Below are 12,846 nucleotides of genomic sequence, written 5' to 3' on the forward strand. Positions count from 1 at the left end.
TCTGCCCAGGACCGTTCCTGCTCGGTACCAGTGACTCGAAACGAGCGGTCCGACTCTACGGTCATAGTCCCATCCGCTTGCTGATGACCTCGTTCATGATCTCGTTCGTCCCTCCGCCGATCCCGAGGATCCGGGCGTCCCGGTAGTGACGCTCGACCTCCGACTCGCGCATGTAGCCCATGCCGCCGAAGATCTGCACCGCCTCGTCCACCACGAAGTCGCACGCGTAGACGGCGGTGTTCTTCGCCATCGACACCTCCGCGTCGACGTCCTCACCGGCGAGGAACCGCTGCATGACTGCCCGCGTGTAAGAGCGCGCGACGTCGACCTGGCGGGCCATCTCGGCCAGCTTGTGCCGGATCACCTGGCGGGAGGACAACGGTCGTCCGAACGTCTCCCGGTCCCGCGCCCACCCGAGTGCCAGGTCCAGGGCACGGGCCGCAGTGGCGTAGGCCTGGACAGCGAGGCCGATCCGCTCGCTCTGGAACTGTTGCATGATCTGGGCGAAGCCGGTGTTCTCCGTGCCCACCACGTGCGTGACCGGCACCCGGACGTCGGTGAAGGACAGCTCAGCTGTGTCGCTGCACCGCCAGCCCATCTTGTCGAGTCGGCGGGAGACGGTGAACCCGGGTGTGTCCTTGTCGATGACGAGCAGGGAGATGCCTGGGTGACCTGGTCCGCCGGTGCGTACCGCGGCCGTGACGAAGTCGGCGCGCACGCCGCTGGTGATGAACGTCTTGCTGCCGTTCACCACGTACTCGTCACCGTCGCGGACCGCCCGGGTGCGGAGGTTTGCGACGTCGGAGCCCCCACCGGGCTCGGAAACCGCCAGGGACCCGATCAGCTCCCCCGCCAACGTCGGTCGGACGTACCGGTCAACCAGCTCGGGGCTGCCGTAGGCGACGATGTGCGGGACAGAGATGCCGTGGGTGAACAGAGAGGCACAGACGCCGGTGGATCCGCCGCCGTGCAGGATCTCCTCAGTGATGATCGCTGAGTCGATTGCGTCTCCACCGCTGCCGCCCACATGCTCGGGGAAGCCGACGCCCAGCAGCCCGACGGCGGCTGCCTTGCGGTGCAGATCGCGCGGCAGCTCACCGTCCCGTTCCCACTCCTCCATGTGGGGCGCGATCTCCCGGGCCACGAAGTCGCGGACGAGCCGGCGCAGTGCCACCCGCTCGGGTGTGCGCCAGGGATCACTGGTGGTCGCGGTGACGTCGGTCTCGGTCATGGCCGTCCTCCCGTTGCGAGCGCTGACGAAGTGTCCCAGGACGGTTCGCGCTTCCCGAGCAGCGCGGCGATACCCTCACGCGCTTCGGCGGAAGCGAACCGCTCGGCCGACACCGCGGCCATCCGGCGGAGGTCCTCGTCCAGATCCGGACCGGGGAGGTCCTGCAGCAGCCGCTTGGTGACCGCCAGCGCTTCGGGTGCGCCCCTGCAGAGCTGTCCGACCAGGACGTCCACGGTCTGGTCGAGCTCGTCGTCGGCGACAGCACGGTCGAGCAGGCCGGCGTCGCGGGCCCGCAGCCCGTCGAACGTCTCGCCGGTGAGGAACAGCTCCCTGGCGGCGCGGCGGTCCATCCGGCGCAGACAGGGGACGGCGATGACGGCGGGGGCCACGCCGATGCGGACCTCGCTGAACCCGAAGGTCGCCCTGGCCAGTCCGACGGTGAGGTCGCAGGCTGCGATCAAGCCCAGCCCGCCGGCGCGCGCCGCGCCGTTGACCCGCGCAACCACCGGTTTGGGAGAGCCGTAGATCAGCGTCACGACGTCCGGCAGCCCCACCGCCGGCTGCGGGCCACCGGCCAGCTGCTCCTTCAGGTCGGCGCCGGAGCAGAACACCGTGCCAGTCGCAGTGAGCACGACGACTCGGGCCCGGTCGTCGGCGGTCACGCCCGCCAAGGCCGCGTGCAGCTGTTCGAGCAGCGAACTCGACAGCGCGTTGCGATTGTGGGGAGAGTCCAGGGTGACCACGGCAGCCTGCCCTCGGTGGTCGACATGGACCAGGTCCGGCTCAGCCACGGAACCGCTCCCGTAGCTCGTGCTTCTGGATCTTGCCGGTCGCCGTCTTCGGCAGTCCCGGGAGAACCTCGATCCGCTTCGGGACCTGGAAGCCGGCCAGGTGCTCACGGCACAGTGCGATGAGCCGCTCCTCGAGAGCGGCACGGTCGACGGCGGGGTCAGCAGCGACGACGACTGCCGTGACGGCCTCGCCCCACCGGTCGTCAGGTACCCCGATGACCGCTGCCTCCGTGATCTCCGAAGAGCTCAGCAGGACCCGTTCAACCTCGACCGACGAGACGTTCTCCCCGCCGGTCTTCACCATGTCCTTGAGCCGGTCTGTGAACCAGACCACGCCTTCGTCGTCGATGTGGCCCACGTCCCCACTGTGGAACCAGCCATGCGCGAAGGCCGCGGTGTTCGCTGCAGGGTTGTTCCAGTAGCCGCTCATCACATGGGGACCGCGGTAGACGATCTCGCCGGTCTCTCCCCGGGGCACCAGCTCACCGGCGGGGCCCATGATCCGGGTGTCGACGGTGACCACCGCCGGGCCCCATGAGGCACTCTTGGTGTCCTGGTGAGCAGGCCACTGCACCACCGTGGCCGGCACGCACTCGGTCTGCCCGGAGCCAAGTAGCACGTCGGCGTTGGGAAAGGCAGCGGCGATCTGACCGATCCGCTCCTGGGGCATCGGCGCCATGGCGTACATGCACAGCCGCACCGAGGACAGGTCTCGCTCGTCGAGCCTCGGCGTGCCCAGTATCGCAGCCCACATCATCGGCAGCAGCAGCAGGTGCGTCGCCCGCCGGCTCTCGACGAGATCGAGATACGCCTCAGGCTGGAATCCGGCAGGAAGGATCACGGTGCCACCGGTGAGCAGCACCGGCAGCAGCAGCGTGTCCAGAGCGGTGGTGTGGAACAGCGGTAGCACGATCGGGGCCACCGAGGGGTCGTGACCGTGCCGATGTCCCAGCTCCAGGGCGTTGCTCAGCGCCGCCACGTGGACGGCGAGGTGGCTCGTCAGCACGCCCTTAGGACGTGCCGTCGTGCCAGAGGTGTACAGGCACTGCACGGTGTCGCGGTCCTCCACCACCACCTGCAGCGGGGTCGGGTCCGCGGCTACGTCGTCCCAGCGCAGCACGGCACGCCCGGCCACCGAGACGGGCGCATCCCCGGTGACGACCACGGTGGTCACCTGGGACAGGTCGGGCAGTACCCGCTCGAGGAGTGGGACGAACGCCGGGTCGGCGACCACTGCGCGCGCTCCCGAGTCGGCCAGGATCCATGCCACGTCGTCAGCGGACAGCACCAGGTTCACCGGCATGGCGACGAGCCCCGCCTTGGCGCAGGCGAAGAAGGTGGCCACGAATCGCCACGAGTTCCCCAGCAGAAAGGCAACGGGCTCCTGGCGCTGGAGGCCGGTGTCGAGCAGGCCTCGTCCGAAGGCCTCGGCGGCGGCGTCGAGGCGTGCGTACGTGACCTCCTCACCGTCCTGCACGATGGCGGTGCGGTCCGGGAACTGGAAGGCCGAGCGGGTGAGCATGTCACCTACCGACAACCGCGTCGCCAGGTTCAGCTCAAGGGGGTCGACCCCCGACAGATCAGGACGCATCGCTGTTCCCTTCCTCGGTCTCGGCGACGACGGCCAGCGTCGCGCCTGCCTCCACCTGCGTCCCCACGTGGACGTGGAGAGCCTGGACCACGCCGTCCGTGGGTGACACCACGGGGTGCTCCATCTTCATGGCCTCGAGGACCAGTACCAGCTGGCCGGCGACGACCCGTTCTCCCTCCGACACCGCCACCCGGCTGACCGTGCCGGGCATCGCAGCGGTCAACGACCCCGGCGCCACCTTCGCCGTGGGCTCCGGGAACCGGGGCCGTTCGACCAGTGTCGTCGAGCCGTCGGGCGCGTCGACGAACGAGCGGTCGCCGTGGACGTGCACCTCGTACGTTCCGCGCAACCCCTCGGCCTCCACCTGCAGCCGGACCCGGGTCGACCCGAGGACCTCGGTCTCGAGCACCGCCAGCGGCACCGGCGTCCCGTCGACGTCGGCCGTGAGCCCCGTCCGGTCCAGGCGGTAACGCACCGTACCGGCGTCGAAGACGGTGGTCTGGGGCGCTGTCGGGTTGTTGCGCCAGCCGGTGGGCAGACCGGCGAGCACCGGGGCGGTGGCCCGCCGCAGTGCGGCGCCCGCAAGCGCCGCCACGACGGCATGCCGACGGAGCCCCCCCTCATCGACCAGCGGCGCGGCGAGGACGTCCAGGCCGAGCCGGTCCAGGAACGCGGTGTCGGTCTCGCCGGCGAGGAAGGCCTCACTCCGCAACACGCGCACCAGGAGATCTCGGTTGGTGACCAGGCCGTGCAGCCGGGCACGCTGCAGGGCTCCGGCTAGGGCCAGCGCGGCTGAAGTCCGGTCCGGAGCCCAGGCGATCACCTTGGCGAGCATCGGGTCGTAGTGCACGCCGACCTCGACGCCGGGAACAACGCCGCTGTCCAGTCGGACACCGGGCCCGTCCGGCAGCCGGAACTCGGAGTCGGCGGGCACGTGGAAGTCCACGAGTCGCCCGGACTGGGGCAGCCAGGCGCGAGCCGGGTCCTCGGCGTAGAGGCGAACCTCGATCGCCGCTCCGTTCAGGACCGGCCGCAGAGCGGGGTCGGACAGCGACCGGCCGGCAGCGACGTCGAACTGCAACCGGACGAGGTCCAGCCCGGTGACCGCCTCGGTAACGGGGTGCTCCACCTGAAGTCGCGTGTTGACCTCGAGGAAGTAGAACTCGCCTCCTTCATCGAGGAGGAACTCGACCGTACCTGCGCCGACGTAGTCGATGGACCGAGCGGCAGCGATCGCGGCGGCCTGCAAACGCTCCCGCAGCTCCGGGCCCACCGCCGGAGACGGTGCCTCCTCGACCACCTTCTGGTGGCGCCGTTGAATCGAGCACTCCCGCTCGAAGAGCGCCACCGTCCGTCCGTGGCTGTCCGCGAGAACCTGGACCTCGACGTGACGGGGTCGCTCGAGCAGCCGCTCGAGGAACACCCTTCCGTCGCCGAAGGCCGACGCCGCCTCCCGGCGTGCACTCTCGACCGCCTCGGTGAGCTCGCCCGGGGCCCTGACTTCCCGCATCCCGCGGCCGCCCCCACCGAAGGAGGCCTTCACCAGCAACGGGTACCCGACGTCGACGGCTGCCTTCTCCAGCTCTGGTCCGGACAGACCGCTGGCGTCGACACTCGGCAGGGTCGGCACCCCGGCCTCACGCATGCGGGCCTTGGCGGCCAGCTTGCTGCCCATGGCCTCGATGGCTTCAGCGCTCGGACCCACGAAGACCAGTCCAGCCGCCTGCACCGCCCGGGCGAAGTCCGCGTTCTCGGACAGAAAGCCGTAGCCCGGGTGCACACAGTCGGCGCCGGCCTGCAGTGCAGCCGCCACGATCGAGTCGGCGCGCAGGTAGGTCTCTGCCGGGGTGCTGCCGGGCAGTCGGACCGCGACGTCGGCGTCGGCGACGAACGGCGCGTCGGCGTCCGCGTCGGAGTACACAGCGACGGTACGCAGTCCCATGGCACGAGCGGTGGAGAACACCCGTCGAGCAATCTCGCCGCGGTTGGCCACCAGGACGCTGCGCAGGGTCACAGGGCTCATAGCCGGAACACCCCCCATCCGTCGTGAAGTCCCCGGACGGGGGCGTTGTGGATCGCTGAGAGCGCCAGTCCCAGCACCGTTCGCGTGTCGCGGGGGTCGATGATGCCGTCGTCGTAGAGACGTCCGGACAGGAACAGGGCGAGCGACTCGCGCTCGATCTGCTGCTCCACAGCCGCCCGCATCGCCGCAGCCGCTTCCTCGTCGTAGTCACGGCCCCGGGCCTGCGCGCTGGCCCGACCCACGATGTCGAGGACGCCGGCGAGCTGCGCCGGTCCCATGACCGCGCTCTTGGCGTTCGGCCAGGTGAACAGGAACCGTGGATCGTAGGCCCGCCCGCACATACCGTAGTTGCCGGCGCCGTAGGACGCCCCGATGTTCAGCGTGATGTGCGGGACGGCGCTGTTAGACACCGCGTTGATCATCTGGGAACCGGCCTTGATGATCCCGTCCTGCTCGTACTCGGTGCCGACCATGTAGCCGGTCGTGTTCTGCAGGAACAGCAGCGGGGTGTCGACCTGGTTGGCCAGCTGGATGAACTGTGCGGCCTTCTCGGCGTCCTGCCGGAACAGCACGCCACGGGCGTTGGCCAGAACGCCGATCGGATACCCGTGAATGCTCGCCCAGCCGGTCACGAGTGACGTTCCGTAGAGCGGCTTGTGCTCGTCGAACCGACTGCCGTCGACGATGCGGGCGAGCACGTCCCGCGGGTCGAGAGGCTGGCGCAGGTCAGCGGGTGCCAGGTCCAAGAGCTCCTCGGGGTCGTGGAGCGGAGGGTCAGCCGGTCGCGACGGTCCAGGACCCGCCTTGCGCCAGTTCAGGTTCCGCACGATCTGGCGGCCCAGCCGGATCGCGTCGACCTCGTCGACCGCCAGGTGGTCAGCACTACCCGAGACACGGGCGTGCATCGCCGCCCCGCCGAGGGACTCGTCGTCGGCGTCCTCGCCGGTGGCCATCTTCACCAGCGGGGGACCGGCGAGGAACACCTTGCTGCGACCCTCGATCATGACCACGTGGTCGCTCATCCCCGGGAGGTAGGCACCTCCGGCGGTGCTGTTGCCGAACACAAGGGCCACCGTGGGGATGCCCTGGGCGGACAGCCTGGTGAGGTTTCGGAACGCGCGACCTCCCGGGATGAAGATCTCCGCCTGGGTGGGCAGGTCCGCGCCCCCGGACTCGACAAGGCTGATGAACGGCAGCCGGTTCGTCTGGGCGATCTCGTGCGCCCGTTGGGTCTTGCGGAACGTGTAGGGGTTTGTCGTTCCCCCGCGCACGGTCGGGTCGTTCGCCGAGATCATGACCTCGACGCCTTCCACCACGCCGATACCGGTGACCACGCTCGCCCCCACGGGGAAGTCGGTGCCCCAGGCGGCGTACGGGGACAGCTCGAGGAACGGGCTGTCGCGGTCGAGCAGGAGCTCGATGCGTTCACGGACGGTGAGCTTGCCGCGACTGCGGTGGCGGGCCAGCGCACTCTCACCACCGCCCAGATTGGCCTGGGCGCGCTGCTCTTCGAGCTCCGCGAGACGCTCGAGCAGCGCGGCACGGTTCTCCGCAGCGCGCTCGGCGAGTACGGTCACGTTCTTCCTTCCGGGAGCAGGGACGACGGGACGTCGACCAGGCGTGACCGCAGCCACTCGCCGACGGCCTTGGCCTGGGGGTCGAATCGCGTGCTGGCGGCGACGCCCTCGCCGAGGAGGCCGTGGATCTGGAACAGCACCGCCTTCAGGCCGGGCAGCAGCTCTCGGGTCAGCGGCAGGGCGGCCGCCTCCGGCAGCAGCTGCTGGAGCCGCTCCTCGGTGAGGAAGTCCGAAAGCCATAGGTAGGCCTCCGCACTCCGGGCGTACACACCGAGGGTCGCCGAGCCGCCCTTGTCGCCGCTGCGAGCGCCGGCCACCAGGCCTAGGGGGACGCGCCGGGTGGGTCCTTCCGACCACATCCCGCTGACGTCCACGTCAGCGTCCACGTCCGTGTCCACCGCGTCTGCAGGGACGTCGACCGGCGCGTCGCCCGGTTGTGGCCACGTGGAGGACACGGTCTCGGTGCGGCCGTCGGGCAGGCCCACCAGCTGGTCGACGTCCTCGGCCGGCACCCAGGCCGGGGCGTACACGCCGTAGGCGGACGGGCTGGGCGGGGCGCTGGTGGCGAAGAAGCCGGGGATGCTGGCCAGGCTCAGCTCGATCACGGGCACGGTGAACGCCTTGCCGACCTTCTCCCGGTCCGGGTCCTTGACAACCACATGCAGCAGGGCGCTGGCCTCCTCCTCCGTACCGGCGTCCGGGGAGTCCGTACGAGCCAGGGTGACGACGGCCTCGGCCACTCCCTCCAACGTCGGGGCCAGCTGTCGGCGCAGCAGCTCCGCCTTGCGCTCGACGTCCAGCCCGGCCAGCGGCAGGGTCATGGCGTTGCGGAAGCCGCCGAGACGGTTGGTCGCCACCTTCAGCCAGCCCCCGGGCGGCAGGCCGCGAGCCCCCGTGATCTCGACACGGTCACGCCCCACCTGCCGCAGCTGCAACCGGTCGAACCGCGTGATGACGTCCGGCCCACCGTAGCGGCTGCCGGTGAGCTCGTAGAGCAGCTGCTCGGTGACCGTGTCGACGGTGACCGCTCCCCCGGTACCAGGGTGCTTGGTGATGACGGCGGTCCCGTCAGCAGCGATCTCGGCGAGCGGGAAACCGACGCGGTCGAGGGCGCCGGGGTTCGTGTCGAGCAGCTCGGTGAAGAAGCTGAAGTTGCCGCCGGTGGCCTGTGTGCCGCACTCGAGGACGTGCCCGGCAACGGTGGCACCGGCCAGCGCGTCGAGGTCGTCGGAGCCCCAGCCGTGGTGCCACGCGGCCGGACCGACGACCAGACTGGCGTCGGTGATTCGCCCGGTGACGACGACGTCGGCCCCCGCCTCCAGGGCACGCACCACTCCCCAGCAGCCGAGGTAGGCGTTGGCCGTCAGGGTGTCGGCGAACTCCCCGGTCCCAGGAGTCCCGTCGTCGTCCGCTGGTGGCCGGTCACCGGTCCGCAGACGGCCGGCGGAGCTGAGCTGGGAGAGCCGCGGCAGCAGATCGTCACCGCTGACCGTGGCCACCCGGACCGGGACCCCGAGCCGTTCACCGAGGGCACGCACCGCGTCGGCCAGGCTCTGCGGGTTCAGCCCCCCGGCGTTGCTGACGACCCGCACCCCGCGGCTCAGAGCGTCACCGAGGCACTCCTCCAGCTGGGTGAGGAAGGACCGGGCGTACCCCGCGGCCGGGTCGGTGGCGCGCTGCCGCCCGAGGATGAACATGGTGAGCTCGGCGAGGTAGTCCCCGGTCAGGACGTCGACGTCCCCACCGTCGAGCATCTCGCGCATCGCCGACAGGCGGTCACCGTAGAACCCGGAGACGTTGGCCACGCGCAGCGGAGCGGTCATGACAGCGGCTCCCGCCCGGCTCCAGGGGGACCGGCGAAGGCCTGCGCGATGGCAGCCCACTCCTGGGCCGCTGCGCCGCGCACGGTCAGCGCCAGGTCGTCCCGGTGCCGGCGCTGGGTGACCAGCAGGCAGAAGTCCAGCGCCGGGCCACTGATGACGTCCGCCGCGTCGGGCGGGCCCCAGGTCCAGGTCTGGCCCTCCGGCCCGGCCAGCTCCAGGCGCACCGGCGCCTCCGGCATGACGGCGCCGCGGACGGCGTAGGAGAAGGCGCGGGTTCGGTAGCCGAGATCGGCCACCGCACGCAGCCGAGATGTTGCAGGGCGCTGCTGCCCGAGAGCGTCGACGACGTCCTGCCCGTGAGCCCAGACCTCCATCAGCCGCGCGGTGACGAACGAGGCCGGGCTCATGGGGGGGCCGAACCAGGGCACGCGGGCCCCGGGGTCCATGCCGCGCAGTGCCGCCGCCAGCGCGACCCGTCCGGTGCGCCAGCGGCCCAGGACCTGGGCGGGGTCGAAGGAGCGGCCCTCGAGCGTGCGCTGCTCGACGTAGTCGTTGCCGGCCACGGTCACGCGCTGCACCAGTGCGCTGAAGGCGTCCGGGTCGGTCACGGCCAGCAGGGCGTCGGCGTCGAAGAAGGCCAGGTGGTTGATGGTGTCGCGGATGTCCCAGCCGGTCGCCGGGGTCGGAGTGCCCCATGCGCCGGTGTCCAACGGGGAGACCCTGGCGTCCAGGTCGGCGCACTCGGCCTCGAAGTCCCCGACGAGCTGCTCCAGCAGCGGGCTACCTCCGGCCGTCATGCCGTGAACCCGTCCATCCGGGCCAGCACCTGCAGCATGACCTCGTCGGCGCCGCCGCCGATGGAGGCCAGCCGGGAGTCGCGGAAGAACCGAGAGGTCCAGGTCTCCTCCATGTACCCCATGCCGCCATGGAACTGCAGACAGGTGTCGGCCACCTCGCGCAGCAGCCGGCCGGCGGTGAGCTTGGCCACCGTGGCCGCCCGGGTGATGTCCTCGCCGTCCATGTACGCCTGGGCACAGGCGTAGTTGTGCGACTGCAGCAGCTCCACCTGGGCGGAGAGCTCGGTCAGTCGGAAACCCACGTACTGGTTGGCCAGCAGCGGCCGCCCGAACGTCTCCCGCTGCAGCAGGTAGTCGCGGGTGCGCTCGAGCGCCCAGCGGCAGCTGCCGACAGCCCCGTAGGCCGCGAACATGCGCTCCACGACGAACTGCGCCATCTGCTGCTGGAAGCCGCGGCCGATCTCACCGATCGTGTTGCTCACGGGCACCCGGACGTCGTCGAAGAACAGCTCCGCGGTGTCCGACGAGCGGTTACCGAGCTTGTCGAGCTTGCGGGAGACCGAGAATCCAGGCGTGCTGGTCTCCACGATGATCTGCGACATGCCGCGATAGCCGCCCTCGTCGGAGGTGCGCGCCAGGAGGCACAACCAGTCGGCCTGGGTGCCGTTGGTGATGTAGAGCTTGCTGCCGTTGATCACCCACTCGTCACCGTCGCGCACGGCTCGGGTGCGCAGACCGGCCACGTCCGAGCCGGCGCCGGCCTCGGTGACGGCGATGGAGCAGACCGCCGTGCCGCGGACAGCCGGTTCCAGGTAACGCCGCTTGAGCTCGTCGCTGCCGAACTCGTGCAGCGACGGCGTGGCCATCATCGTCTGCACGCCGATCGCCATCGGGACCCCCGAGCACCCGGACCGGTGCAGCTCCTCAGCGAGGATCACGGAGTAGAGGTGCTCAGCGCCCTGTCCCCCGTACTCGGGGTCGTACTCGAGCCCCAGCAGCCCCAGCTCGCCGAGCTTCGGGAACAGCTCGTGCGCCGGGAAGGTCCCAGCCCGTTCCCACTCGTCCACGTGGGGAGCGATCTCCTTCTCGACCACGTCGCGGACCAGCTGTCGGAAGGCGCGGTGCTCGTCGGTGAAGCGCACGAGGGCTCCTGGAGGTCACGGGACGCTAGGCCACACGGAATTGACGGTTGCGTCAGGTTAGCCCTTCGCGCACGCGGCACGCAATACCTCAGGGCACACTTCGACCGTGCTCAAGCTTCGAGAGCGGCGCAGCGAGAGGCGTTCGACCTGCCCGGTCCGTTCCGTGTTCCGGCGGGCACCTCGTCGTCCGGGGCGCCAGAGCGAGCCCGGCGAGCGCCGCCGTCCCGACCCACTGCCCCAGCTAGAAGGCGCAACTGACGAGCTCACCGACGGCGTGCCAGACGGGGCCCGGACGCGGTGCCTCCACCCGTCGTCATGCCCTGTCCTGCCTGACCAGGACACGAGCGACACCACGAGCGCGCGCCGCAGGCACGAGGTCACGCGCTGCTGGTGATCGGAAATGACCGGCGGTAGCCCTCCTAGGCCGTGGCTCCGGCCGGGCGGAGGGGTCGTCGACCAGCCGCGCGAACAGCAGCCCGGCACGCCGCGAGCGGTCGGCGGGCCCACCGCAGGTGCAGCGTCCAGGGTGGCCGTGCCGGATCGACTTCTCCCGGGCCGACTCGCGGTTGATGGCGTCGAGCGGCAGCGCCACCTCGATGAGCTTCCGACGGTATGCGGTCACACCGGCTCCCACTGCGTGCCCTCAGGATGGTCGACCAGGTTCACGTCCGCGCCCTCGGGGACGTCCGGCCTGCCCTCGATGGCCGCGATGACGTCGTCCGCGAGGAAGACTCGGGGCCGCGCCGGCCGGGACAGCTCCCGCAGGATGCCGGCCGCAACGAGCTTCTCGACGTTGAGCGTCGCCGCACGGTGCGTTATCTCGGTGATGGCCATCGCGCGGTTGATCGTCATCACCGGGCTCTCGAACAGTGCGTCGACCAGCTTGAGCGCCAGGCCGGAGGACCGCGCGGTGGACAGCCGCGCGCGGTAGTCGTCGCGTAGCTGCTGCATTCGCTGGGCCCGCTGCACCACGCTGGCCGACTGGGTCTCGACGGCGGCGAGGAAGAACCGCACCCAGCCCGCCCAGTCCCCGCGGGCCGACACTCCCAGCAACCCGGCGTAGTAAGCAGGCCGTCTCGGTTCGATGTACGCCGACAGGTCCAGCAACGGCAACGGCAGCAGTCCCCACTCGATGAGGAGCAGGCCGATCAGCAGCCGGCCGACTCTGCCGTTGCCGTCGACGAACGGGTGGATGGCCTCGAACTGGTAGTGAATGCAGGCGATCTCCACCAGCGGAGGCAGGTCGTGCTCGCGGTGCAGGTACGTCTCGAAGGCGTCCAGGGTCTCCCGCAGCCGTTCCGGCGGCGGCGGGACGTAGGTCGCGTCGACCATCGCCGACCCGGGGGAGCCGATCCAGTTCTGCGAGGTCCGGAACTGGCCGGGAGCCGCGTGGTGGCCACGCACACCCGTCATCAGGATCCGGTGCGCCTCCCGCAGCAGCGGCAGGCTCAGCGGCAGCCGGCGATCGGGGTCGAGGACGTACTCCATGGCGGCGACGTAGTTGGCCACCTCCCGAACGTCGTCGGTGCCAGGCCCGGCGGGCTCCCCCCTCGCCTCGTAGATCAGCAGGTCGGACAGCGACGCCTGCGTCCCCTCGATCCGGCTCGACAGCACCGACTCGCGCCGCATCAGCGAACGCGAGAGCAGGTACGGGTTGGGCAGCGTCTGGCAGACACCGGACAGCAGGCCGACTGCCCGGTCCGCCTTGGAGTTGAGTCGGAGGAGGTCGGGGGTCATGGTCAGGTCCGGAGGCAGCGGCGGAGGCACGAACGCCTGGTAGCCGCCCTCCGCCCGGACGACGTGGCGTCGGCGCGAAGCGTCGAAGAGGTCGGTACGCACTGATACCTACCTCTCCCTCACCTCAGCGAGTG

Annotated in this window: 9 protein-coding genes and 1 pseudogene; all 10 read right to left on the bottom strand. The window is 70.5% G+C overall.

Features of this window, described 5'->3' with window-relative positions; translation table 11 throughout:
• Positions 1–61: 61 nt before the first annotated feature.
• Positions 62–1,231: an acyl-CoA dehydrogenase family protein gene (locus tag ACFP6A_RS01915; protein ID WP_379601124.1), complete on the bottom strand. Its 1,170-nt coding sequence runs from the start codon at positions 1,229–1,231 to the stop codon at positions 62–64.
• Positions 1,228–2,022: an enoyl-CoA hydratase-related protein gene (locus tag ACFP6A_RS01920; protein WP_379601126.1), complete on the bottom strand. Its 795-nt coding sequence runs from the start codon at positions 2,020–2,022 to the stop codon at positions 1,228–1,230. Before ACFP6A_RS01920 ends, ACFP6A_RS01915 begins: the two co-directional genes overlap by 4 nt.
• Entirely contained in the window at positions 2,015–3,544 is a 1,530-nt protein-coding gene (locus ACFP6A_RS01925; RefSeq protein WP_379601127.1) for a class I adenylate-forming enzyme family protein, read from the bottom strand. Before ACFP6A_RS01925 ends, ACFP6A_RS01920 begins: the two co-directional genes overlap by 8 nt.
• 58 nt (positions 3,545–3,602) lie before the next feature.
• A complete protein-coding gene (locus tag ACFP6A_RS01930; protein WP_379601129.1) occupies positions 3,603–5,636 on the bottom strand; it encodes a biotin carboxylase N-terminal domain-containing protein in 2,034 nt (677 codons plus the stop codon).
• A complete protein-coding gene (locus ACFP6A_RS01935) occupies positions 5,633–7,213 on the bottom strand; it encodes an acyl-CoA carboxylase subunit beta (RefSeq protein ID WP_379601130.1) in 1,581 nt (526 codons plus the stop codon). Before ACFP6A_RS01935 ends, ACFP6A_RS01930 begins: the two co-directional genes overlap by 4 nt.
• On the bottom strand, positions 7,210–9,036 hold the full coding sequence (locus tag ACFP6A_RS01940; protein WP_379601132.1) for an acyclic terpene utilization AtuA family protein: 1,827 nt from the start codon (positions 9,034–9,036) through the stop codon (positions 7,210–7,212). Before ACFP6A_RS01940 ends, ACFP6A_RS01935 begins: the two co-directional genes overlap by 4 nt.
• Positions 9,033–9,833: a TIGR03084 family metal-binding protein gene (locus tag ACFP6A_RS01945; RefSeq protein WP_379601133.1), complete on the bottom strand. Its 801-nt coding sequence runs from the start codon at positions 9,831–9,833 to the stop codon at positions 9,033–9,035. Before ACFP6A_RS01945 ends, ACFP6A_RS01940 begins: the two co-directional genes overlap by 4 nt.
• Positions 9,830–10,975 carry an acyl-CoA dehydrogenase family protein gene (locus ACFP6A_RS01950; RefSeq protein ID WP_379601134.1) on the bottom strand — a complete coding sequence of 382 codons (1,146 nt, stop codon included), beginning with the start codon at positions 10,973–10,975 and terminating at the stop codon, positions 9,830–9,832. Before ACFP6A_RS01950 ends, ACFP6A_RS01945 begins: the two co-directional genes overlap by 4 nt.
• 421 nt (positions 10,976–11,396) lie before the next feature.
• A pseudogene (locus ACFP6A_RS01955) lies at positions 11,397–11,597 on the bottom strand (DUF1156 domain-containing protein); the annotation flags it as partial.
• A complete protein-coding gene (locus ACFP6A_RS01960; RefSeq protein WP_379601136.1) occupies positions 11,594–12,814 on the bottom strand; it encodes a Fic family protein in 1,221 nt (406 codons plus the stop codon). The gene ACFP6A_RS01960 and the pseudogene ACFP6A_RS01955, both read right to left, overlap by 4 nt.
• Positions 12,815–12,846 lie beyond the last annotated feature (32 nt).

The sequence above is a fragment of the Quadrisphaera sp. GCM10027208 genome (genome assembly GCF_042658805.1).
Lineage (GTDB): Bacteria > Actinomycetota > Actinomycetes > Actinomycetales > SCSIO-59966 > SCSIO-59966.